We start from the raw sequence: 23,468 nt of genomic DNA on the forward strand, positions 1-23,468 counted from the left end.
CGCTGCACTTGCTCATTAGCCGCGCTGATTGGCCCCTTATCGCGGCATTGATCTATTAATGTGTTTGCGCTTTCTCAATAAATGTAATGATCTCATCGGTAAGCGCATCCGGTTTTTCTAAATTAGGTAAATGTGAAGCGCCGGGGATAACATGTAATTCGGCATTACGCTTTTTCGCCAGACGTTGCGCGTAGTCTTGCGGAGTCAGCTTATCTTCCGCTCCCCTGACTATAACCGCACTAACGCCGTGGATATCCATATTAGTCAAATCAGTATCGGCAATAGCTAAAGAACACCCGGAGAAAGCTTCGACTGTTGTATTGCGCAGCATTTTCCTCAGACCGTCAGCCTCAGGCGAGTCGATAAATTGCGGCGTGACCCAATTACTGATAATTCCTCTCTCAAGGTGCTCAAGACCATGCTGGAAAACATCCTCCGCCCTTGCGCGCCATAGCGAGGGCGGAGCGGCATTCACCAGCGAAGTATCAATAATCACCATCCCCTGTACGCGTTGCGGTAATTTGAAGCCAATCCATTGTGCTATCGTGCCGCCAATTGAAACACCGACGACATAGAACTTATTGATGTTCAGATGATCGACGACAGCAATAACATCATCGGCAAGATCTTCCATTGAAAAAGGCAACGCGTCGACGGCACTGAGCCCATGTCCGCGAATATCCAGGCGGACTACTCGATAACGCTCGGTTAATCGCGGCATTTGCAGATCCCAAAGATGCATATCCGTTCCTAACGAGTGAAGAAGAATCACTGTCGTCGCATTTTCTGGGCCCTGTACATCGACATGCTGAGTTAATTTCAGTGGTCGGATAAACATTTAAAATCTCCGTATGCTTATTTTTACTTTTATCATTGACTCCGGATGCCGGTACACAGGCTCAGACGCACGGTTATACCAAAGAAATGTTTATCTGTTTAAGCTATCCCGCAAGCGCACTCATCAGGAAAAACGTGAGGTTATTTCCCGCATTAACATCGGATAAATGTTCTTATCTTGTTAGTACTGCTAGTATTATTAGAGTAATTTAATCCTGTGCTCTAACGGATAATTTCGATATCGCTATCGAATTTGTTGATGTGGTAAAGCCCCCCAATTCCCACCTGCTACGCTTACTACTCCATTCCATAAAAAAGGCTCAACCATGAATATTGATTTATCGGGGAAAGTCGCGCTGGTGACGGCATCCACGGCCGGTATTGGTTACGCCATTGCGAAGGGGCTGGCGGCCAGCGGTGCGGAAGTGATAATCAACGGCCGCAGCGAACATAGCGTTAATGCGGCGATGGCGCGACTGCAACAGGAGGTGCCGGGATTCCGGCCCTATCCCGCGGTGGCCGATCTCAGTGACGCCGCCGGGGTGAGTCAACTGCTGCAGGCGGTGAATGAAGTCGATATCCTGGTGAATAACGCCGGTATTTACGGCCCGCAGGATTTTTACGCCACCGATGACGCCACCTGGGAAAACTACTGGCAAACCAACGTGATGTCCGGCGTTCGCCTGTCACGCGCGCTGTTGCCCGCCATGGTGCGTAAAGGCTGGGGTCGGGTGGTCTTTATCTCCTCCGAATCGGCACGCAATATTCCCGCCGACATGATCCACTACGGCGTGACCAAAACCGCGCAGCTGTCGCTGGCCCGCGGGCTGGCGAAATACGTCGCCGGCAGCGGCGTCACCGTAAACAGCGTGCTGCCCGGCCCAACGCTTTCTGACGGTTTTGCCGAAATGATGAAAGAGGAAGTCGCCCGCACCGGTAAGCCGCTGGAACAACTGGCGAAAGAGTTTGTTATGGCGCAGCGCCCCGCTTCCGTTATTCAGCGTGCAGCCTCGGTGGACGAGGTGGCCAATATGGTGGTCTACGTCTGTTCGCAGCAGGCTTCTGCCACCTCCGGCGCCGCGCTGCGGGTCGATGGCGGCGTAGTCGATGATATTGTCTGAATTATCCCGCTAAGCAGGGGAGCAAAGCTCCCCTTTCTCACCTGCAGTTGCGTTATTTAGCGCTAAATAGCTCAAAAGGTTTAAAACACGCCGCGATGTCGCACAAAGTGAACAGGAAGTCACATTCACGATATTTATCATTACTGTTTTGAATATAAATAGTGGTGTTAATGTCTGTCATCAGAAGCTTACTTTTCTTTCTCGGCGCGGCGGCGGCTTCCGCCATTGCGGTACTGTGTCTATGGATGGATATCCGGGTGTTTGGCAACGATATTCCGGAGATTTCGCTTACCGAGGTGGTGCAGGAGGTCGTGCTGACGATAATCGTGCTGATTCACTTCCTGCTGGCGAAAAAATATGAGCTCCTGCGCTACTGTAATATCCTCGTTGGCGGCTTCTTCCTGGCGATGCTGATCCGCGAACTGGATGCGCTGTTTGATCTTATTACTCACGGTAGCTGGGTGTGGTTCGCGCTGGCAGCGACGATAGCCGCGCTGATCGCTCCGCTGCGCCACGCTCGTCAAACGCTGTCGCAACTGGCGCAATACACCCGCACGCCCTACTACGGCATGATGATAAGCGGCCTGCTGGCGATTCTGGTCTTCTCACGGCTGTTCGGCATGCATGGCTTATGGTATGCCGTACTCGATGAAAATTACGCGCGGGTGGTGAAAAACACCGTTGAAGAGGGTAGCGAGTCGTTCGGCTACATGCTTTGTCTGACCGCCTCGATTGGCTACTACTGCTACTTCCGCTATCAGGCGCGACAGAAAAGCTAATCCACTGCGCCGCCAGAATCTGATGCTCTGGCGGCAGCACGAATCATGAATTACCCCTGAATTTTCCACTTCCGCTTGAGCACATTTTTGTCCTGGCTGTCCAGCCAGTGGTTCACTTTCTCAAGCAGCGCCGGATTATCCTTATTCATCATATAGACCTTATAGCTGGCGGTACCGGGAAACGGCGTCTCATTCGCTACGCAGAACACGCCGGGCTCCTTGCTCTGGTAATACTCCCCTTCAATCAGGTCGGTCACCATCATATCGGCCGTTTTTTGCCGTAGCGCCTGCAGATTATCGACATTGTTCTGCACGCGAATGATCTGCGCATGCTTGATGTGCTCATCAACGAAACTTTGGTTGGTGCCGCCGGGGTTCACAATCACCTTCACATTCGGCTGGTCGATTTTTTCAAGGCTGCCGAGCGCTGGCGCGGCGCTGCAGTTAGCGAGGGCGATTTTGCCATTGGCCACCACCGGATGGCTCAGGGAGAAATCTTTCGCCCGTGCCGCCGTCTCCGTTACGCCTCCCATAGCGATATCAAACTTATCGGCTTTTAAATCAGTCGATAGCGTTGGCCAGCTGGTGATAATAAACGTCACCTTCACCCCCAGCGTTTTCCCCAGATCGTGTGCCATATCGACGTCGTAGCCGATAAGTTCGCCGGCGCCGTTATGAAACGCCAACGGTGCATAATCCCCCGGCACGCCAACCTTTAACTCGCCGCTTTGTTGAATCGACTGCATATCACGCGCATGGCCCACCAGTGCGGCCAGGGATAGCGTCAGGGCAAGCACCGCCTTCACTTTCATTTCATGATCCTTTTTTAATCATCAGGTTTTTGGTTATCACTCTGTCTGTCTCTGACGGCAAGCAAAATTATCTCTCTACCGCTCCGGCTTATAACCACTTTGTTAACCATATGTTTTATTTTTGTGATGCACAACCAGGATTCATTGCACCCTCTTTGTGCAATGAATCGCCAAAATCTACGCTCAAGATCCGACACGTCCCCATTACATTCGCGATATTGCTGGAAATAACGCTTTCTGGCACAGCTGGCACGCATCGTGCTTTGTTAATTGAGTATCAGAATTCTGTTAAATGAGAGCGAACTATCATTAAGGGCAGAGATGAACGATAGCAACGGCTTGTTTCACATTATTGAATCCACTTTCAGCCAGCTCACGCCGAGCGAAAAGCGTATTGGCAGTTGGTTGTTAAGCCATCGGGAGCATATCCCGTTTGAGACCGCCGACAGCATTGCGCAGGCCACCGGCACCAGCGGGATAACCGTAGGCCGCTATCTGCGCAAGCTGGGCTATCGCAATCTCGATGACGTGAAGCACAGCCTGAAGGAGCCCGCTTCAACGCCCTACCGCCAATGGGGAGTGATTGACCGGCTTGACTCCTGGTCACAGCAGCAGGCGCAGCCGGATCGCGCCAGCCTGTCGTTGCAGATGGAGCTGGATGCCATTCGCTATGTCTACCAACTGGCGCAGGAACCGCTCTTCGCCCGCGTCAGTCAACGCATCGCCGAAGCCGACGCGGTTATCATCATTGGCATTCAGTCGACCCGCGGCATCGCCAACACGTTCTTCAGCCATCTGGAATACCTGCGCCCGCGCGTGACCTACGCCGACGGCAGCTCCGGTAGCTGGCTGGAATCATTAAATTCTGAATACCAGCGCCCCTATGTGGTGCTGACCGATACCCGCGCTTACTCCGTCGCCGCGCGCCAGTTTTGCCGGGTCGCCTGCGAGCGCGGGGTTGCCACCGCGCTGGTCACCGATATCTGGTGCCCATGGGCGCGCGACTATCCGGTTGATTTATTACAGGTGAAAACCGATACCGGCCACTTCTGGGATTCACTGGCGCCGATCGGTTGTCTTTTTAATCTGCTGCTCTCCGCGGTGGTGGAACGGCTGGGACCGAGCCTCTCCAGCCGCCTTGCCGCGAACCGCGCGCTGCAGCAGGAATTTGGTCAGTTTGAACGTTAAGGAAATTTTCGATGAGCCATCTTTCCCTGGTGGATATCGCCGCGCGTTTTCCCACGCTGCCTGTCGACCTGAAATACGCCACCGCAGATAATATTACCGGCCAACCGATTTATCGCGAAGCCCGCTGCCTGCTGCACCCAGACGCGGCCGCCGCGCTGGAGAAATCTATCGCCATCGCCGCGCTGGCGGGCTATCGCCTGCTGGTGCTTGACGCCTATCGTCCACAGCGCGCCCAGCAACTGCTGTGGAATGCCTGCCCGAACCAGGATTATGTCGTACCGGCCAATATCGGCTCCAACCACAGCCGCGGCACCGCCATCGACGTAACGCTACTCGATGACCACAACAACCTACTCGACATGGGCACCGCCTTTGACGAAATGGACGATCGCTCGCATCCCTACCACCCGGCGGTAGCGCAGGAGGCCCAGCGCAATCGCCTGTTGCTGAACGCCATTATGTTCGGCGGCGGATTTAAAGGTATTACCACGGAATGGTGGCACTTCGAACTACCGGACGCGGCCGGTTATCCGCTACTCGATGATGTTTTCGCCTGTTTCTCCCCCGCTCAGATTGACGGAGTTTCACCATGAACATGACTCGCCCAGCATCCGTAGGTTTTCGCCCGTTACTGTTAGCCGCCGCGCTCTGCGCCGCTGTCCCCTCCGCCTTTGCCGCGGTGCCGAAAGATATGCTGGTGATAGGCAAAGCCGCCGACCCGCAAACGCTCGACCCGGCCGTCACCATCGATAACAACGACTGGACGGTGACCTACCCGGCCTATCAGCGGCTGGTCAAATACAAAACCGATAATGGCAAAGGTTCAACCGATGTCGAAGGCGATCTCGCCGAAAACTGGCAGGCCTCCGACGACGGCAAAACCTGGACCTTCACTCTGCGCAAAGGCGCGCAGTTTGACGACGGCTCGCCGGTGACGGCAGAGGCGGTCAAACTCTCTTTCGAACGGCTAATGCGCATTAAACAGGGGCCATCGGAGGCGTTTCCCAGCGGGTTGAAGGTGGATGCCGTCGATCCGGCCACCGTTCGCTTCACGCTGCCGGAATCTTTCGCGCCGTTCCTGCATACGCTCGCCAATGACGGCGCCTCCATCATTAACCCGGCGGTGCTGAAAGCCAACGCCGCCGATGACGCCCGCGCCTATCTGGCCGAGCACACCGCGGGCTCCGGCGCGTATAGCCTGCAGCGCTGGCAGAAAGGGCAACAGTTGGTGCTGGTGCCCAACCCGCACTTCAGCGGCAACAAGCCGGCCTTTAAGCGCGTCACGGTGAAAATCATCGGCGAAAGCGCCGCCCGTCGTCTGCAGTTGACCAAGGGCGATTTGGATATCGCCGACGCTCTGCCGGTCGATCAGTTTGCGGCATTGAAGAAAGAGGACAAGGTCGCGGTCTACGACTACCCGGCGCTGCGCGTCACCTACCTGTATCTCAACAACAGTAAAGCGCCGATGAACCAGGCGGATCTGCGCCGCGCGGTGTCGTGGGCAACGGACTATAAAGGCATGGTCGACGGCATTCTTGGCGGTAACGGTAAGCAGATGCGCGGGCCGATCCCCGATGGCATGTGGGGCTACGACGCCAGCGCCATGCAGTATTCATTAGATCCCGACAAAGCCAAAGCGGCGCTGGATAAGGTGGCGGATAAGCCGAAAACGCTGACGTTCCTCTACTCCGATAACGATCCGAACTGGGAGCCGATTGCGCTCTCTACTCAGGCCAACCTGCAGGCGCTGGGTATCCAGGTCAAGCTGGAGAAACTGGCCAACGCCACCATGCGCGAGCGCGTGGGTAAAGGTGATTACGACATCGCTATCGGTAACTGGAGCCCGGACTTCGCCGACCCCTATATGTTTATGAACTACTGGTTCGAGTCGGACAAAAAAGGGCTGCCGGGAAACCGCGCATTCTACGACAACCCACAGGTTGATGCGTTGTTGAAACAGGCGGTTGCCACCACCGATCAGGCGGCGCGAACCAAAGATTATCAGCAGGCGCAAAAAACCGTCATTGATGACGCCGCCTACGTCTACCTGTTCCAGAAAAACTATCAGGTCGCCATGAACAAGGAGGTGAAAGGCTTCGTTTTCAACCCGATGCTTGAGCAGATTTACAATATCGCCGACATGCACAAGTAGCGGGCCGTCTCTCCATCTTGTCGGGTCGGGCCGTCGCAGGCCCGGCCGAGGAGCGCCATCATGAGTTTCTGGGGTTTAATACGACAGCGCTGTTGGGGGCTGATTTTAGTCGTCGCCGGCGTCTGCGTGATTACGTTTATTATTTCGCACCTGATTCCCGGCGACCCGGCGCGGCTGCTGGCGGGCGATCGCGCCAGCGATGAAATCGTCCGCCATATTCGCCAGCAGCTGGGGCTGGATTTACCGCTATGGCAGCAGTTTGCCCGCTACGTTGACGCCCTGCTCCACGGCGATCTCGGCACCTCGATTCGCACCGGCCGCCCGGTCCTGGAAGATTTAAAAACCTTCTTCCCGGCGACGCTGGAGCTGGCCTTTTGCGCGCTGCTGATTGCCCTGCTGGTCGGCATCCCGCTCGGCGTGCTGTCGGCGGTTTACCGCAATCGCTGGACCGATCACCTGGTGCGCCTGATGGCGCTGACCGGCATTTCAACCCCGGCGTTCTGGCTCGGTCTCGGAGTGATCGTGCTGTTTTACGGCAAGCTCGATTGGCTGCCCGGCAGCGGCAGGCTCGATGACTGGTTCGATCCGCCCACCCGCGTCAGCGGCTTTTATCTGCTGGATTCACTACTGGAAGGCAATATCGAGGTCTTCTTCAATGCCCTGCAGCACCTCATTTTGCCGGCGGCCACCCTTGCCTTCGTTCATCTTGGCATCGTCGCCCGGCAGATCCGCTCGGCGATGCTCGAACAGCTCAATGAGGATTACATTCGGACCGCGTTGGCCAGCGGCCTGCCGAAATTCACCATTGTGGTGCGCTATGCGCTACCCAACGCGCTGATTCCCTCCATCACCGTGCTCGGGCTGGCGCTGGGCGATCTGCTGTACGGCGCGGTGCTCACGGAAACAGTGTTCGCCTGGCCGGGGATGGGCGCCTACGTGGTGTCTTCGATTCAGGCGCTCGATTTCCCCGCCGTGATGGGCTTCGCCATCGTGGTCTCCTTTGCTTACGTACTGGTCAATCTGGTAGTCGACCTGCTCTATTTATGGATCGACCCGCGCATGGGTCGGGGAGAAAGCTAAGTGATGATGACTCAGGAACAACCGCTTCCACGGCCAAAGGCTGAAAAAAGCGGCCACTGGAAGCGTCGTTGGTGGTTGATCCGCCAGAGCCCGCTAACGCTGATTGGCGCAGCGATCATACTGATCATGCTGTTTTTAATGATCTTCTCGCCGTGGCTGACGCCGCACGATCCTAACGCTATCAACCTTGCCGCGCGTCTGCAGGCGCCGTCGTTCGATCACTGGTTTGGTACCGACGAGGTCGGCCGCGATCTGTTCAGCCGCGTACTGATCGGCAGCCAGCAATCGGTAGCCGCCGGGCTGGCGGTGGTATTGATCGCCGGGATCAGCGGCTCGCTGCTGGGCTGTCTCTCCGGGGTGCTTGGCGGGCGCAGCGACGCGCTGATTATGCGTCTGATGGACATTATGCTGTCGATTCCGTCGCTGGTGTTGACCATGGCGCTGGCGGCGGCGTTAGGCCCGAGCCTGTTCAACGCGATGCTGGCGATCGCCATCGTGCGTATTCCATTTTACGTGCGCCTGGCGCGCGGCCAGACGCTGGTGGTTCGTCAGCATACTTTCGTCGAGGCCTCGGTGACGTTTGGCGCCTCGCGCTGGCATCTGATCAGCTGGCATATTCTGCGTAACGCCCTGCCGCCGCTGGTGGTGCAGGCCTCGCTGGATATCGGCAGCGCGATCCTGATGGCCGCCACGCTCGGTTTTATTGGCCTCGGCGCCCAGCAGCCCACCGCGGAGTGGGGCGCGATGGTCGCTAACGGCCGCAACTACGTGCTCGATCAGTGGTGGTACTGCGCCTTCCCCGGCGCGGCGATCCTGATCACCGCCGTCGGCTTTAACCTGTTTGGCGATGGCATTCAGGATCTGCTGGATCCCAAGGCCGGAGGGCGCAACTAATGGAAAATCGGGTCTTAACTATCGATAACGTTCGCCTGAGTTTCCCGGTCTATCAGGGCCAGGTCAACGTGCTGAATAATATCTCGCTGCACATCGATCGCGGTGAAATCGTCGGCGTGGTGGGCGAGTCGGGTTCCGGTAAATCGGTGACCGCGATGCTGGCGATGCGTCTGCTGCCTGCCGGCAGCTACCACATTCATAGCGGCGCTATCACCCTGATGGGTCACGATATGCTCAACCTAACGGAAAAAACGCTGCGCGATATTCGCGGCAGTAAGGTCGCGATGATTTTTCAGGAGCCGATGACCGCGCTAAACCCTACCCGACGCATCGGTAAGCAGATGGTAGACGTCATTCGCCAGCACCGTCCCATGTCGATGCGTGAGGCGCGCGCACGCGCCGTCGAACTGCTGGCGGATATGCAAATTGCCGATCCGCAAAGCGTGCTCAAGCGCTATCCCTTCGAACTCTCCGGCGGCATGCGCCAGCGGGTGATGATCGCTATCGCCTTTTCTTGCGAGCCCGACCTGCTGATTGCCGACGAACCAACCACCGCGCTGGACGTCACCGTGCAGCGTCAGGTGCTGCGCCTGTTAAAGCAAAAGGCCCAGGCGACCGGTGCCGCCGTGCTGTTTATCAGCCACGATATGGCGGTGGTCTCTCAGGTGTGCGATCGGCTGTACGTCATGTACGCCGGCGCGGTCATTGAAAGCGGCAACACCGGGGAAGTGCTGCAGCAGCCGCAGCATCCCTACTCTATCGGACTGTTAAACAGCGCCCCCGATAATGGCGAACCGCGCGCGCCGCTACGTTCTATTCCCGGCACCGTGCCGAATCTGGCGCGTCTTCCTGCCGGCTGCGCCTTCCGCGAACGCTGCTTCGCCGCGGGTGAAGCCTGCGGTATCACCCCCACGCTGCAGGCTCATGGTAGCGCCGCCGATAGACAGGCTGCCTGCTGGTACCCGCAACGGGAGAACGCCCATGTCTGAGACGCTATTAACCCTCAATGATGTGCACCTGACCTTTGCCGCGCAGAAAAACTGGCGCGGGAAAGTCATCGAACGCGTCTATGCGCTAAATGGTCTGGATATGACAGCCAGGCGCGGCGAAACCTTAGGGATCGTTGGCGAATCCGGCTGTGGAAAAAGCACCCTGGCGAAGCTACTGATGGGCATGTTAAAGCCCTCTTCCGGCCACTTCACCCGCGCGCCGGCGCGCGGCGAAAACCAGAGCGGACGCATGCAAATGGTGTTTCAGGATCCGCTCTCATCGCTGGATCCGCGGCTACCGGTCTGGCGCACCATCACCGAACCGGTGTGGATCCAGTCGCGCATGCCTGAAAAGGCACGTCGCGATCTCGCCGAGCAGCTGGCGCTACAGGTGGGGATCCGTAGCGAATATCTCGATCGGCTGCCGCACGCTTTTTCCGGCGGCCAGCGCCAGCGTATCGCCATCGCCCGCGCGCTCTCGTCGCAGCCGGAGATTATCGTGCTCGATGAGCCGACTTCGGCGCTGGATATCTCGGTGCAGGCGCAGATCCTTAATCTGCTGGTCGAACTGCAGCAGCGGCAGAATCTCACCTACGTGCTGATTTCGCATAACGTCTCGGTGATACGCCATATGAGCGATCGGGTGGCGGTGATGTATCTCGGGCAAATCGTTGAGATGGGGGAGGCCCGGCAGGTACTGGATAATCCCGCGCATCCTTATACCCGGCTATTGATGGAGTCGGTACCACGCATCGGTTCGCCATTAGGCGAAGGTGTGCGCAATACCGAACTACCGGGTAACCGCCGGCTGCCGACGGGCTGCTACTTTCGGGAACGCTGTCCTTACGCCAGCCAGGGCTGCGAACGGCCGCAGCCGCTGGAGGCGCAAGCGAATGGCGCGCAGGTCCGCTGCTGGAAAGCGCAAACAATAAGATGAGACCGGTCGCCAGTCCTGTAGCCCGGGGAAGGCGGTTACGCCGCCCCCGGGTTAGCCGTTATAAATTAATCAGAACAGCCCCAACGGCGCGGTGCCGTAGCTCACCAGCAGGTTTTTGGTCTGTTGATAGGCTTCCAGCGCCATTTTGTGGGTTTCTCGCCCGACGCCGGACTGCTTATAGCCGCCAAATGCGGCATGCGCCGGATAAACGTGATAGCAGTTAGTCCACACTCGTCCGGCCTTGATGCCGCGCCCCATGCGGTACGCCAGGTTAGTATCCCGCGTCCACACCCCGGCCCCTAAACCAAACTGCGTCTGGTTCGCGATCGCCAGCGCCTCCGCCTCGTCCTTAAAGGTGGTCACGCCGATGACCGGGCCAAAGATCTCCTCCTGGAAGCTGCGCATCTCGTTGTGCCCTTTAATCAGCGTCGGCTGAATATAGAAGCCGCTATCCAGCTCGGCGGTAATGCTCGCCCGATCGCCGCCGGTGAGGATCTGCCCGCCTTCATCACGAGCGATCTTGATATACGACAGGATCTTATCAAACTGCTGACGTGACGCCTGAGCGCCGATCATCGTTTCGGTATCAAACGGATCGCCGCGACGGATCTGCATCACTTTCGCCATAACCCGCTCCATAAACGGCTCATAGATCGATTCGTGGATCAACGCGCGCGATGGACAAGTACAAACTTCACCCTGATTGAAGAAGCCCAGTACCAGCCCTTCCACCGCCTTCTCAATAAACTCCTCCTCGCCATCCATCACGTCGGCGAAATAGATATTCGGCGATTTGCCGCCCAGCTCAACGGTGCAGGGAATAATATTCTCTGCCGCGCAGGCCATAATGTGACGGCCTACTGGCGTCGAACCGGTAAAAGCGATTTTGGCGATCCGCTTGCTCGTCGCCAGCGCTTCGCCAGCCTCTTTGCCAAAGCCCTGCACCACGTTCAACACCCCTGCCGGGAAGAGATCGCCGATGATTTCCATCAGCAAAGTAATACTCAGCGGCGTCTGCTCCGCCGGTTTTAAGACCACGCAGTTGCCTGCCGCCAGCGCGGGCGCCAGTTTCCATGCCGCCATCAGCAGCGGGAAGTTCCACGGAATAATTTGTCCGACCACGCCCAACGGTTCGTGGAAATGATAAGCCACGGTGGTGTCGTCAATTTCGGCGGTACTGCCTTCCTGCGCGCGCAGACAACCGGCGAAATAGCGGAAATGATCGACCGCCAGCGGCAGGTCGGCGTTCAGGGTTTCGCGGATCGGTTTGCCGTTATCCCAGCTCTCCGCTACCGCCAGATACTCCAGATTCTCCTGAATGCGGTCGGCGACCTGCAGCAGAAGATGAGAACGCTGCTGTACCGAGGTTCGCCCCCAGGCGTCCGCCGCCCGGTGTGCCGCATCAAGGGCCAAATCGATATCTTTGGCGTCGGAACGGGGAAACTGCGCAATGTTGCTCCCATCGACGGGAGAAGTATTCATGAAATATTCGCCGCTTAACGGCTCGACGAATTTACCGTCTATGAAGTTGCCGTAGGCCGATTTGAATGAAACCAAAGCGCCCGGTTTGCCAGGATGAACATAACGCATAGCAATCTCCTTCTGTAGGGTTAAGGCGCAGCGGCGTGGTGGTTTTTGCTATTGTCCGCTGCACGCTTTCTCCTGTAGCAGGGGTTATGCCAATTTTGCGTACTTCACATAAAATTCATAACTTCCAAATAATTACATATATCCCTCTGCCGATTCGCGTCCTCTTTGTCGCACAAGATCCCGCTTCTGTGTTGCGAATCGCAACACCAAGAAAACCAAATAGCTACAATATTGCAACACAACCCAGCCGACCACGAGGTGCGCCGTGCAAGGAAATCCGTTCACTATCACCGCCGAGACGCAGTCAAGCGCCCTGCTGAGCGACTCCTGGCAACGCAGCCAGCGCTACGGCCTGCAGCCAACGAGCGACGAGTTTCCGCGCCTGCGCGGCGGCGAACTGGCCGACGTGCTGGAAAGCAACCGCAGCCTGCAACGGCTGGCGCAACCGGTGGCGACGCCGCTGGCGCAACGTGCTGCCGGGCTGCAATCGGTAGTGATTCTTTCCGATGCCAGCGGGCTGGTGCTCCAAACCTTCGGCAATAGCGCGGCAATGAAAAAAGCGCAGAGCTTCGCGCTGGAGCCTGGCAATATCTGGAGCGAAAGCGGTCGCGGCACCAACGCTATCGGTACCGCGCTGGCGATTGATGACAGCTGCGAAGTCGAAGGCCGCCAACACTATTTAACCCGTAATCAGGATTTGTACTGCGCGGCGGTCCCCCTACAGAGCCCCGATGGCCAGATTGCCGGGGCGCTGGATATTTCCGGCCCGGCGCATATCCCGCATCCCCACTCTCTGGCGTGGATTAAAGAGGCGGCCAAACAGATTGAATATCTGTGGGTGAAACAGAGCCTGCATCCGCAGCAGTGGTTAATGAGCCTGCACTCGCGGGTGCAGAAGCTCGATAGCGCCGAAGAGCTGCTGCTGGTCTTCTCCGATAACCTGCTGACCGCGGCCAATCGGCTGGCCATTCGCGAACTGGGCCTGCAGTCCGGTCAGATAGGGCAAATGACCTTCCAGCAGTTGTTCCCCCGCCTGACGCAAACGGCGGTTAGCGTGCCGCTGCCGATGACCTTCCAGCAACGTGGCTACTACTACCGCCTGCGTGCGCCAACCTGCACCAGCGTCGCTGTCCCCGCGCAACCAGCGCTTAACCTGCCGTTTTGCCCGTCCGGCGAAGGCGAGAAAATGGTCCGCCTGCTCAATGCCGGTATCGCGCTGTGTATCGAAGGAGAAACCGGCTGCGGTAAAGAGTTCCTCAGCCGCGAACTACATGCACATAGCCGCTGGCGCAGCGGTAAATTCGTCGCCATCAACTGCGCGGCCATCCCCGAATCGCTGATTGAATCGGAGCTTTTCGGTTATCAGGCGGGCGCTTTTACCGGCGCGAATAAAAACGGCTATATCGGCAAAATTCGCGAAGCCGATGGCGGGGTGCTGTTTCTCGATGAAATCGGCGATATGCCGCTGGCTCTGCAAACCCGTCTGCTGCGGGTGCTGCAGGAAAAAGAGGTCATGCCGCTGGGCGGGAATCGCAGCGCGCCGGTAAACTTCGCCTTGATTTGCGCCACCCACCGTCATCTCGCGCAGCGCGTCGCCGAAGGCGCATTTCGCGAAGACCTGCTCTATCGCCTGCGCGAGTATGCTTTTACCATCCCGCCGCTACGCCAATGGCCTGAACTCAAGCAGTTTATTCCAGCGCTGTGGCGCTCGCTTGGCGCGGCAGAACGCCATATCACTCTCTCCGATGCCCTGATTAATCAACTGACATTATGCCGTTGGCCGGGTAACGTGCGTCAGTTGCAAAGCCTGCTCAAAGTTCTGTTGGCGCTGGCGGACGATGGCGAATGCCTGGGCGTCGCGGCGCTGCCGGAGGAGTATCAAAGCGCGCCGCAAACCAGCGCTCCAGGCGGGCTTCAACAACATGATGCAAAGCTGATTGCCGATACGCTGGCCAGCTTTAACGGCAACGTGAGTAAAGCGGCGCAGGCGTTAGGCGTCGCGCGCAGCACGCTGTATCGGCGGGCCGCGCGCGTACAAAGGAAGTGACTACGGCGTAAAGCGCGCCGGCAGCCAGGAGAAGAGACGGCGACTCAGCGCTTCGCACAAGGCCACCAGCGTCTGCCCCAGCCGTTGCCAGACCACTTTCGCCACGCAGACGCCCAGTGCTGAAATCAACGCCGCGCCCAGCATATCCAGCGGGAAATGGACGCCGAGAAAAATACGCGCCCACGCCACCGGCAGCGCCGCCGCCAGCACCAGCAGCCCCATGCCGCGCAGGCGTAATGATAGCAGCGCGAAAGCGGCGCTGAACATCACGGTGCCGTGATCGCTTGGGAAAGAGTTATCCGCCGGGTGGCTTATCCAGGTATGGCCCAGCGGGATCATAAACGGCCGCGGATGGAACCACAGCGTTCCGCAGGCAAACCCAAGCCCTAACGCTATCAAAATCGTCATGGCGCAAAACAGCGCCTGTCGATGTCCCTGACGACCGCCGAGGAACCATAATCCCAGCAATATCGCCGGGACTAAAAGGATAATCCAGCTGGCGGAGAATCGCGCCAGCAGCAATAGGCTGTCCGGCGTACCAGGCCCGGCATTCAGCGCGAGGAAGGCGCTCTGGTTAAACGTTTCTAACAGGTTCATGGCGAGTTCTCGTCACAGTCATCATGCTGTCATTATCGCCGGGATACCTTAAGCCAGGATTAACCTGGCGCTGAAGAATCCTCCTGGTTTTCTCCACCAGCTAACTGCTGCGGCAGCCGCGCCAGCAGTTCATCTACCACTACGCGAATTTTCTGCGGTACCCATGCAGCTTCCGGCCAGACGGCGCTAATCGCAAAACTGCCGCTGACGGACGACGGCAATATTTGCTGAAGTTCTCCCCGCGCTATCTCGTCTGCCGCCAGCCAATCCGGCAGCCAGGCGATTCCCAGTCCGCTTTTCGCCGCCGCGGCGATGGCGGCGAAATCATCCATTGCCAGCCCGGGCTGCGGGCGGAACGCGAGCGCCGCTCCCTGCGCATCGCGCAGATGCCATTTCTGCATCTGCCCGGCGTAGAGATAGCCAATGGTAAGATGCCCGTGTAGTTCTTCCGGCGCCTGCGGCGCTGGCCGATGTCGTAGATATAACGGCGATGCGCAGAGAATCATGCCATGCTGGCCTAAACGCCGGGCCTTAAGAAAGCTGGAGTCGCTCAAGGTGCCGATCCGTATCGCCATATCGAATCCTTCTTCAAACAGATTGACCTGGCGGTCGCTAAACGACAGCTCGAGCTTAAGCTCAGGATAACGTTGGCTAAGAGGAAACAAGATCGGCGCCACGCAGCGCTGGCCAAACAGCACAGGCAGGCTGATTCGCAGTCGCCCTTGTACCTGGGTTTTTCCACGCTGTATTTCATTTTCCGCATCACGCAGGTTATCCAGCGCCCGGCGGGATTGTAGATAAAAAACCTCGCCTTCTTCGGTCAACGCCTGCCGGCGAGTAGTGCGCTGGAACAACGCGACGCCGAGCCGCTGCTCCAGCCGGGAAATCGTCTTGCCGACGGCGGATCGCGTCACGTTTAGCTTCTCTGCGGCTTGCGCAAAGTTACCGCATTCGACGACGGCGACAAATACCGGGATCGCGTTCAAGTCACTGCGCATTGATTGGTTCCTGAGTGGATACAATTATAAAAAATAATGTCACTACTGGAGAAAAAAAGACAGTGTTACCCTGCGGACCATCAACTTTATGAGGAGTCCGTCATGAGTAACGTATTGATTTTAAAATCCAGCATCAACGGCCCGGCGTCGCTAACTAACCAGCTAATAGATGAATATATGCAGATTCGCCGCGAAGCCGGCCATCAGGACTCGGTTGTCGAACACGATCTGACCACCCTCGCCTTGCCGAAACTCGATGGCGCGCTGTTTGCCGCGCTGCGCGGCGCGCAAGATACGCGCCCGGCGATCCAGCAAGGAGTTGCCCTCTCTGATTCACTCATCGCCGAGTTAAAGGCTAGCGATCTGCTAGTGATCGGCGCACCGATGTATAACCTCAACGTGCCAACCGATCTCAAAAACTGGTTCGATCTGGTGGCGCGAGCGCGGGAAACCTTCCGCTATACCGAGACCTGGCCGCAGGGGCTGGTTGAAGGCGTGCGTGCGGTGGTTATTAGTTCGCGCGGCGGCGTCCATGACGGGCAACCCAGCGATGCGGTCACCCCTTACCTGCGCGCGGTGCTGGGATTGATGGGGATTAGCGACGTCGAATTTATCTATGCTGAAGGGATGGATATTCGCCCGCACGGCCGCGACGCGGGCATCGCCCACGCCCGCCAGCATATCGCCAGGGCCGCTCAGCTGGCGTGAGGTCGATTCTTTATGCGGGCTGGTAAAGGGTCATCTTTTATTTTAGAATAATCTAAATTTAGAAAAGACTAAAATAAAATGACCACAGCACAACAACTGCAGGCCAGCGCCGGGGAAGCCGCTGTCCTGCTGAAAGCGATGAGCAATCCCCACCGATTACTGATTCTATGCATGCTCTGCGAAGCCCCGCGTACAACCGCAGGCGAGCTGGCGCAAATCACCGGCCTGAGCCCTTCAGCCACCTCTCAGCACCTCGCGCGAATGCGTGATGAAGGGCTAATCGACTGCGAACGCGATGCGCAGCGCCTGCGCTATTTCATTACCCATCCCGCCGTTCAGCAGGTCATCACCACGCTGAAAACCATTTACTGCCCGTAAGGAGTCCTTATGACTATCGCCACCGTTACAGCCAACGAAGCCTAGGCGCTTATCGCCCAGGGCGCGCGGCTGATTGATATCCGCGCTGCCGACGAATACGCTCGTGAGCATATTCCGGCGGCGACGCTGCTGCCATTAGAGCAACTGACTCACGGCGCGGCGCTCAATGCGCAGCCGGGAGAAACAATCATTTTTCACTGCCAGGCCGGCTCGCGCACGCAAAATAACGCCAGCCTTCTGGCCGCCGCCGCCGCGCCCGCGCAGGTTAAGCTACTGGCTGGCGGTATTCAGGCATGGCGAGCGGCGGGTTTGCCGATAGTCGAAGATAAATCCCAGCCGCTGCCGCTAATGCGCCAGGTGCAAATCGCCGCCGGCGCGCTGATTTTGCTGGGCGTGGTGCTGGGATACGCCGTCAACAGCGGCTTTTTCTTGCTGAGTGGTTTCGTTGGCGCGGGGCTCACTTTCGCTGGCCTCACCGGTTTCTGCGGCATGGCGCGCCTGCTGGCGGTCATGCCGTGGAACCGACGTTAAAACGCCTGCCAGATGAGTAGCGCAATGCCGCCGAAAAGTAGCCATTTGACGATGTAGTAAACCGTTTTATTCCATTTTTTCAAACGCTTGCCGACAATGCGGATTTGATAAATGTAGCGGAAGCTGCGGTTAATTCCGCCGGTACGGTCGCCGATATCATTCGGCGCGGCGGCGGCGCTCATTAAATTTCGCCCCAGCCAGTGGTTCACCTTCTGCGCCCAGCGGTAACGCATGGGCCGTTCGATATCGCAAAACAGAATCAGCCGGTTCTCACCGCTGGTATTTTCCGCATAGTGAATATAGGTTTCGTCAAATAGCACACCTTCACCATCGCGCCAGCTATAGCGTTCGCCGTCCACTTCAATAAAACAGCGATCGTCATTCGGCGTCGCCAGCCCAAGATGGAAACGCAGCGACCCGGCATAAGGATCGCGGTGGCGAGGCAAACGGCTACCATCGGGTAACGTGGCGAACATCGCAGCTTTAACCGAAGGAATACCGCGCAGCAGTTCGGTCGTTTTTGGACACAGCTGGCTGGCGGAGGGATGTGCATCTTCATACCATTTCAGGTAAAACCGTTTCCAACCGGTTTTAAAGAATGAGTTAAATCCGGCATCATTATATTTTTCCGCCGCTTTTATTTGCTCCAGTCGCTGCAGGTTAATCCCCTCTTCACGAATAACCAGCCAGTTCTTTTGTAATATCGCAAGCTCCGGAAACGTTTCAGGACGCAGAAACGGGGTGTTCGGCACACGTGAAAAGAGGTACATAAACCCGTTAAGTGGGGCAGTAAAAGTTGAATGGTCTGAAAGCTGACGCCAGAAACGATAGCGAACTTTTCCGCGATAATGGACGTAGAGCACAGCAATTATAATAATCAGTAAAATGATATACTTCATATTCGCTTATCTGACCATGTTCTGTTTTGAATCATTCCGCGCCAACAGTATAAGTTTCCCTCACCGCAGCGCCACAAAAACCATTAACAAAGATAATACATCTACCCATAAATTGTTTTAACAAAAAGCAGCACGACCATTGAATCCGTCAGCGTCGTTGAGCTATCGTTTAGGTTCTTAGTTGTTACCCATGCTCAGGAGAAACACCATGTTTGCAACAGGCGATCTGGTACAACCGCGCGTCGGCGGGCCAAAATTGAAGGTAGTGGAAGTGAATGGCGATAGTCTGATCGTTGTTCAGGCAAGTAACGAACAGGGTGAGAAATTTACTCTGAAAGCGGTTGATGTCACGCCTTATACAGAAGAAGGCGATTTCGGCGTTTGCTAAGCAAAACGGTGGGTTTCCCCACCGTTTAAACAATCTCTGTTTAGATCAGGAAGCTCTCAAGCGATTTCCCTTGCGCGACGGCCAAAGCGATCGGCTTGGGCATACGGCCCTGGCCAGTCCAGGTTTTTTCTGCGCCGGTATGATCGGTATAACGATATTTAGCCGGGCGCGGCTGACGTTTTTTACTGCTTTTCGCCGGGGCCATTTCATGCAGCGCTAATTCATCAGGTGAAATACCATCAGCAACCATTAATTCCAACCAGGTATTAATTTTTTCCTGATATTCCGCCTGCTGCTGTTGCATCTTCTGCTGCTCTTCACGTTTTTCTTCAGTGACGATCCTGAGTTTTTCCAGCATCTCTTCAAGCACGTCAGTGGAGAATTCACGCGCCATAGCACGCAGTGAGCGAATATTATTCAGTTTTTGTAACATAAAAGACATAAAGATCAAAAATCCCAAATCGAAAAAATAAAACAAGAATTACCTGGGCAGTTTAATATATATGTATATATATTTCCAGCCTTTGATTATTCAAATAAATATGAACAGGTTTGCGCCCATAGACTCACTAAAATTTATTGGCGGTTAATATCGAAATAGAACACAAACTCTGACTAGCGCAGATGAATAATGCATAGCGCGACATAATAATATATTTATAGCCACGTCAGTGAGTTATAAAATCAACGCCCATGCAGGGGAACGCCAATGGCTTTGTGGTAATGAATTAAAATTCATATAATCAGAATAAAACACACACTTTGCATGCAGCAGTAAATGCTGGAAAATCGGCATTTATACGGTAAATAACGCCAATAGTGACCACTATCACATAACGCAATCAGGCATCCGCTTTACCAACCCTACTTCTCCTGCCATGCGCACTCGCCCCCTGACAAAACAAAATCATATCTAATTGATATTAAACGATATAATCAATTAAAGGAACAAAAGTAGCGCAAGCTGAGAAAAACGCCAGTTCACAGAGTGTTTTATCGACAAAAAGGCGATAAATAAAAATTTATAGCTAGTTGTCACTTACAACACAGAGATATACTCTACACACATCAAAACAGGCAGCCCAAAACCGCTACACCATGCGCACTTTTCGGCGTTATTGACTTCATTTTCGAGGAGCACACCGATGTTCTCTGCTCAATCCCGCTTGCGTCATGCGGTAGCAGACACCTTTGCAATGGTGGTCTACTGCACCGTTGTCAACATGATGATCGAAATTTTCCTCTCCGGAATGACCTTTGAGCAGTCGTTATCTTCACGACTGGTCGCGATCCCGGTCAACATTATTATTGCAGTGCCTTATGGTTTCTATCGCGACTTCGCCATGCGCCAGGCGCGCCGGATCAGCACCTCGGGATGGATGAAAAACATTGCTGATGTCGTCGCGTATGTGACTTTCCAGTCACCGGTGTATGTATTGATTCTGTTGTCGGTAGGCGCGGACTGGCATCAAATTGCCGCCGCGGTCAGTTCAAACATTCTGGTATCAATGATGATGGGCGCGGTGTACGGCTACTTCCTCGACTTCTGCCGCCGCCTGTTCCGCGTCAGCCCTTATCAGCAAGCTAAAGCCTGATCCCCCTCTTTCGGCGACTGGTCGCTGCCAGTCGCCTGCTTCAAAGCAGCCCGCATTAGACTATTCAGCCGTGAGACATCTGCGGCTGCGCTTCGCCAAACAGCCCATTCAGAAAACGCTCAAGCGCCATCCGCGAACTAAAACCATGTGGAATGCCGTAATGCTGCTGCGCATCACCCGCCAAATAGAGCGGGAACTGTTCATAATGATCACAAGTTTTAATCTCGCTGGCAGGTTCAGCCAGTGAATTACTGCGCTCTTTAAGCGCCGGATGAATAACTAAAGCGGTACGCCCCATGCGCGCTTCGCGGTTCACATAAACATAATTATCGCCACGGCGATATCCATACGCTTTTTGTGTCACAACATCCATGGTGAAGCCGGCTTTTTCAAGAACACGCGCCACCTCATCGGGTCTTAAATACATACTGATTCCTCGTTATCTTTTACCGCACATTTACCTTACCTTATTCACGAATAGCAGCGCTTTCAGAAAATTCCATAAACTCCCGCAAAAGCATAATGCAAAATCATGTCCTACACTTAATCACTCGAATGGAACAAAGGGAGAAACCAATGGCTAACCGTGTGAACCGCAACGACACTGATGAAAGCGCCGAGGATATTCATAACGAAGTCAGCCAATTAGCGGATACGCTGGAAGAAGTGCTGAAATCATGGGGTAGCGATGCGAAAGATGAAGCTGAGAACGCGCGTAAAAAAGCGCAGTCGCTGCTGAAAGAGACGCGCGCCCGCCTGAACGGCAATACCCGCCTGCGCCAGGCAGCCTATGATACCGTTGAACGCGCCCGCGATGCCGCCGGCTGCGCCGACAGCTACGTGCGTGATAAACCCTGGCAGAGCGTTGGCGCCGCCGCCGCCGTTGGGGTGTTTATTGGCGTTTTGCTTAATTTGCGTCGATAATAGTATCGATAGACTACATGTGAAGATAACAAATACGCGTCTAACCCTGCGTCCCAATGGTGCGCAGGGTTTTTTATTATTCCACGCTGGCCAGCGCTTGTTTAAGTTCGCCTACGACTTCACGTGCCATCACCGCCGACGTGATATTCGTAAAACTCATCAATAGCCCGCTCTCACCACGGCTAAGCATGCGCCAGTCGCTCAACGCCTGCACCGCCAGCCCGGCATGTTGGCAGCGACGGGCCTGCTCGCGATCGTCCCCCTTTACCGCCATCACCAGTTGAATCCCGCCGGACTGCGGTACCACCTGAAAACCCTGCGACTGCAGCGCCGACTCCAGCCACTGCCTGCGCAACGCGTAGCTGGCGCGCATTTTTTTTAGATGACGCCAGAAATGCCCGTCATTGATGAAGTCCGCTAACGTCTGCTGCCATAAGGTCGGTACATTACAATGGCTCAATTCGGCCTGACGGCGAAACCGCGCCGCCAACGGCAGCGGAACCACCAGCCAGGCAGTGCGCAGCGCGGGAAACATCGATTTACTAAATGACCCGGCGTACAGTACCCGCTGCGGCGCATCAAGGCTTTTCAGCGGCGGTAGCGGCTTCCCCTGATAGCGAAATTCACTGTCGTAATCATCTTCAATAATCCAGCTATCGCGCTGCGCCGCCCACTGTAATACCTGTCGACGTCTCTCCAGCGATAGGGCCACGCCGAGCGGGCTTTGATGCGCTGGAGTTAACAGCGCAAAGCGCGCCTGAGGATAGTGTGCCTGCGCCCAGTCGATATTCATTCCCTGTTGGTCAACAGGTACCGGATCGATATTGACCCCCGCCGCGCTAACCACCGGGCGAATGAACGGATATCCCGGATCCTCCATCCACATATGCTGCCCCGGCTGCGCAAGGGTACGCAAAATCAACGCCATCGAGGCCGCATAGTTGCCGCTAATCACAACCTGCTCCGGCTGGCACTCGATGCTGCGCGACAGGCGCAAATAGTCGACAATAGCCTGACGGAGAACCGGTTCGCCGCAGGGATCGCCGGGCGCGAGGTCGAAGCGCGATTGCGTCCGTAGCCGCCGCCCCATCACCCGCGCCCACAGCCCGCGCGGGAAAAGATCCAGTGCCGGCAACCCCATTTGAAAAGGCTGCGGCGCTACGGATCCCCGGCCCGTCGCCGGTCGCTGAGCCGTGACCTGCCGCGGGCTTAGGCGCTCGCTGACAAAAGTGCCCGCCTGGCCGCGGCGCTCCAGCCAGCCCTGGGCCACCAGCTCGCCCCAGGCATTTTCAATTGTCGCCCGCGATACGCCAAGCTCCTGCGCATAAACTCTGCTCGCGGGCAGACGGCTTCCCGGCGCCAGCTCGCCATTCTCAATCGCTGATTTCAGCTGGCGGGCGATACGCTGGTAGTGCGGCACTTTTTTGGCTTCCATTATGGTCTGCTTTTTTCATCACAATATGGCTATCTAATGCAGTCCATTATAGTGCTATTTTGCCCGGGTCTTAGAGAGGAGAACTGCAAGATGACCACATTACGTCAGCCGTATAGCGAACTTAGCCCGGAAATCTATAAGGGGTTGGTTCAGGCCAGCATAGCGCTGGAAAAAAGCGAATTGGGCAGCACGATGGTGGAGCTGGTCTATTTGCGGGTGTCGCAAATTAACGGCTGCGCTTTTTGCCTTGAGATGCACAGCAAAGCGCTACGTAAAGCCGGCGTTGCCCAGAGCAAACTGGATGCGCTGGCAGGCTGGCGCGTAAGCGCCCATTTCAGCGCCGCGGAACGCGCGGCCCTCGCATGGGCGGAATCGGTAACCGATATCGCAACCAGCCACGCCGAAGATGAGGTGTACCTGCCTTTAGAAGAGCATTTTACGCCCCGCCAGATTAGCGATTTAACCTTCGCCATCAGCCTGATGAACGCCTTTAACCGTCTGGCGATCGCGATGCGGATGTAATTTTCGCGTATCGACTTCCCTCCCCCGCCAGGCTAGTTGGTGGGGGATAACTTATCGAAAAACTCTA

At 56.1% G+C, this 23,468-nt stretch carries 26 protein-coding genes; 17 read left to right on the forward strand and 9 right to left on the reverse strand.

From position 1 onward, the window contains the following. Positions 1-55: 55 nt before the first annotated feature. Positions 56-838, reverse strand: a complete 783-nt coding sequence (locus PGR79_RS04890; RefSeq protein WP_087858658.1) for an alpha/beta fold hydrolase — start codon at positions 836-838, stop codon at positions 56-58. A gap of 325 nt (positions 839-1,163) precedes the next feature. On the opposite strand from PGR79_RS04890, the gene PGR79_RS04895 reads away from it, so the two are divergent. Beyond that, a complete protein-coding gene (locus PGR79_RS04895; RefSeq protein WP_113374605.1) occupies positions 1,164-1,958 on the forward strand; it encodes an SDR family NAD(P)-dependent oxidoreductase in 795 nt (264 codons plus the stop codon). A gap of 170 nt (positions 1,959-2,128) precedes the next feature. Continuing rightward, positions 2,129-2,737 (forward strand): transporter, encoded by a 609-nt coding sequence (locus tag PGR79_RS04900; protein WP_113374606.1) that lies wholly within the window; start codon positions 2,129-2,131, stop codon positions 2,735-2,737. Positions 2,738-2,787: 50 nt separating this feature from the next. Here the strand turns inward: PGR79_RS04900 and PGR79_RS04905 are convergent, their stop codons facing one another. Beyond that, complete coding sequence (locus tag PGR79_RS04905; protein ID WP_113374607.1) at positions 2,788-3,549, reverse strand: transporter substrate-binding domain-containing protein; 762 nt, start codon at positions 3,547-3,549, stop codon at positions 2,788-2,790. Positions 3,550-3,870: 321 nt separating this feature from the next. Here PGR79_RS04905 and PGR79_RS04910 point away from each other — a divergent pair, with 321 nt between their 5' ends. The 7 genes from PGR79_RS04910 to PGR79_RS04940 are packed head-to-tail and all read left to right on the forward strand — an operon-like array spanning position 3,871 to position 10,789. Beyond that, on the forward strand, positions 3,871-4,737 hold the full coding sequence (locus PGR79_RS04910) for a MurR/RpiR family transcriptional regulator (RefSeq protein WP_113374608.1): 867 nt from the start codon (positions 3,871-3,873) through the stop codon (positions 4,735-4,737). An 11-nt stretch (positions 4,738-4,748) separates the two neighbouring features. Then, a complete protein-coding gene (gene ddpX, locus PGR79_RS04915) occupies positions 4,749-5,330 on the forward strand; it encodes a D-alanyl-D-alanine dipeptidase (protein ID WP_113374609.1) in 582 nt (193 codons plus the stop codon). Next, entirely contained in the window at positions 5,327-6,889 is a 1,563-nt protein-coding gene (locus PGR79_RS04920) for an ABC transporter substrate-binding protein (protein ID WP_113374610.1), read from the forward strand. The genes ddpX and PGR79_RS04920 overlap by 4 nt, the downstream gene beginning before the upstream one ends. Positions 6,890-6,949: 60 nt before the next feature. After that, positions 6,950-7,969, forward strand: coding sequence for an ABC transporter permease (locus PGR79_RS04925; protein WP_015370098.1), 1,020 nt, complete (start codon positions 6,950-6,952; stop codon positions 7,967-7,969). Beyond that, on the forward strand, positions 7,970-8,863 hold the full coding sequence (gene ddpC / locus PGR79_RS04930; protein WP_113374611.1) for a D,D-dipeptide ABC transporter permease: 894 nt from the start codon (positions 7,970-7,972) through the stop codon (positions 8,861-8,863). It begins immediately after the preceding gene. Continuing rightward, entirely contained in the window at positions 8,863-9,852 is a 990-nt protein-coding gene (locus tag PGR79_RS04935) for an ABC transporter ATP-binding protein (RefSeq protein WP_213793429.1), read from the forward strand. Before ddpC ends, PGR79_RS04935 begins: the two co-directional genes overlap by 1 nt. Further along, positions 9,845-10,789 (forward strand): oligopeptide/dipeptide ABC transporter ATP-binding protein, encoded by a 945-nt coding sequence (locus tag PGR79_RS04940; protein ID WP_015370095.1) that lies wholly within the window; start codon positions 9,845-9,847, stop codon positions 10,787-10,789. The genes PGR79_RS04935 and PGR79_RS04940 overlap by 8 nt, the downstream gene beginning before the upstream one ends. Positions 10,790-10,858: 69 nt before the next feature. Here PGR79_RS04940 and exaC read toward each other — a convergent pair whose 3' ends face one another. Further along, the gene (exaC, locus tag PGR79_RS04945; protein ID WP_015703226.1) at positions 10,859-12,379 is read right to left on the reverse strand and encodes an acetaldehyde dehydrogenase ExaC; all 1,521 of its coding nucleotides are present in this window, start codon (positions 12,377-12,379) and stop codon (positions 10,859-10,861) included. A gap of 265 nt (positions 12,380-12,644) precedes the next feature. Here exaC and PGR79_RS04950 point away from each other — a divergent pair, with 265 nt between their 5' ends. After that, entirely contained in the window at positions 12,645-14,426 is a 1,782-nt protein-coding gene (locus PGR79_RS04950) for a sigma-54-dependent Fis family transcriptional regulator (RefSeq protein ID WP_316424860.1), read from the forward strand. Here the strand turns inward: PGR79_RS04950 and PGR79_RS04955 are convergent, their stop codons facing one another. After that, entirely contained in the window at positions 14,427-15,023 is a 597-nt protein-coding gene (locus PGR79_RS04955) for an undecaprenyl-diphosphatase (RefSeq protein ID WP_087858671.1), read from the reverse strand. It lies immediately after the preceding gene. A gap of 59 nt (positions 15,024-15,082) precedes the next feature. After that, the gene (locus PGR79_RS04960; RefSeq protein ID WP_213793432.1) at positions 15,083-16,021 is read right to left on the reverse strand and encodes a LysR family transcriptional regulator; all 939 of its coding nucleotides are present in this window, start codon (positions 16,019-16,021) and stop codon (positions 15,083-15,085) included. 102 nt (positions 16,022-16,123) lie between these two features. On the opposite strand from PGR79_RS04960, the gene PGR79_RS04965 reads away from it, so the two are divergent. The 3 genes from PGR79_RS04965 (at position 16,124) to PGR79_RS04975 (ending at position 17,638) form a co-directional block, all read left to right on the forward strand. Further along, positions 16,124-16,729 carry an FMN-dependent NADH-azoreductase gene (locus tag PGR79_RS04965; RefSeq protein WP_087858673.1) on the forward strand — a complete coding sequence of 202 codons (606 nt, stop codon included), beginning with the start codon at positions 16,124-16,126 and terminating at the stop codon, positions 16,727-16,729. A gap of 78 nt (positions 16,730-16,807) precedes the next feature. Then, a complete protein-coding gene (locus tag PGR79_RS04970) occupies positions 16,808-17,107 on the forward strand; it encodes an ArsR/SmtB family transcription factor (protein ID WP_430921175.1) in 300 nt (99 codons plus the stop codon). A 51-nt stretch (positions 17,108-17,158) separates the two neighbouring features. Then, the gene (locus tag PGR79_RS04975) at positions 17,159-17,638 is read left to right on the forward strand and encodes a rhodanese family protein (protein ID WP_430921421.1); all 480 of its coding nucleotides are present in this window, start codon (positions 17,159-17,161) and stop codon (positions 17,636-17,638) included. On the opposite strand, the gene lpxO is transcribed toward PGR79_RS04975, so the two are convergent. After that, positions 17,635-18,537, reverse strand: a complete 903-nt coding sequence (gene lpxO / locus PGR79_RS04980) for a lipid A hydroxylase LpxO (RefSeq protein WP_045395192.1) — start codon at positions 18,535-18,537, stop codon at positions 17,635-17,637. The two genes, PGR79_RS04975 and lpxO, sit on opposite strands and share 4 nt — an antisense overlap. Positions 18,538-18,745: 208 nt before the next feature. Here lpxO and PGR79_RS04985 point away from each other — a divergent pair, with 208 nt between their 5' ends. Beyond that, on the forward strand, positions 18,746-18,925 hold the full coding sequence (locus tag PGR79_RS04985) for a hypothetical protein (protein WP_087858676.1): 180 nt from the start codon (positions 18,746-18,748) through the stop codon (positions 18,923-18,925). 40 nt (positions 18,926-18,965) lie between these two features. On the opposite strand, the gene stpA is transcribed toward PGR79_RS04985, so the two are convergent. Beyond that, positions 18,966-19,367: a DNA-binding protein StpA gene (stpA, locus tag PGR79_RS04990; protein ID WP_213793435.1), complete on the reverse strand. Its 402-nt coding sequence runs from the start codon at positions 19,365-19,367 to the stop codon at positions 18,966-18,968. 703 nt (positions 19,368-20,070) lie between these two features. Between stpA and alaE the strand changes: the two genes are divergently transcribed. Then, entirely contained in the window at positions 20,071-20,520 is a 450-nt protein-coding gene (gene alaE / locus PGR79_RS04995) for an L-alanine exporter AlaE (protein WP_015370082.1), read from the forward strand. Between the two features lie 64 nt (positions 20,521-20,584). Here the strand turns inward: alaE and PGR79_RS05000 are convergent, their stop codons facing one another. After that, on the reverse strand, positions 20,585-20,947 hold the full coding sequence (locus tag PGR79_RS05000; RefSeq protein WP_015370081.1) for a DUF2002 family protein: 363 nt from the start codon (positions 20,945-20,947) through the stop codon (positions 20,585-20,587). Between the two features lie 149 nt (positions 20,948-21,096). On the opposite strand from PGR79_RS05000, the gene PGR79_RS05005 reads away from it, so the two are divergent. Then, positions 21,097-21,444 (forward strand): DUF883 family protein, encoded by a 348-nt coding sequence (locus PGR79_RS05005; protein WP_430921177.1) that lies wholly within the window; start codon positions 21,097-21,099, stop codon positions 21,442-21,444. Between the two features lie 76 nt (positions 21,445-21,520). On the opposite strand, the gene PGR79_RS05010 is transcribed toward PGR79_RS05005, so the two are convergent. Beyond that, positions 21,521-22,879 (reverse strand): PLP-dependent aminotransferase family protein, encoded by a 1,359-nt coding sequence (locus PGR79_RS05010; protein ID WP_430921179.1) that lies wholly within the window; start codon positions 22,877-22,879, stop codon positions 21,521-21,523. A 90-nt stretch (positions 22,880-22,969) separates the two neighbouring features. Here PGR79_RS05010 and PGR79_RS05015 point away from each other — a divergent pair, with 90 nt between their 5' ends. Then, positions 22,970-23,401 carry a carboxymuconolactone decarboxylase family protein gene (locus PGR79_RS05015; RefSeq protein ID WP_430921181.1) on the forward strand — a complete coding sequence of 144 codons (432 nt, stop codon included), beginning with the start codon at positions 22,970-22,972 and terminating at the stop codon, positions 23,399-23,401. Positions 23,402-23,468 lie beyond the last annotated feature (67 nt).

This window comes from Klebsiella sp. 141161 (assembly GCF_050600815.1).
Classification (GTDB): Bacteria; Pseudomonadota; Gammaproteobacteria; order Enterobacterales; family Enterobacteriaceae; genus Klebsiella; species Klebsiella aerogenes.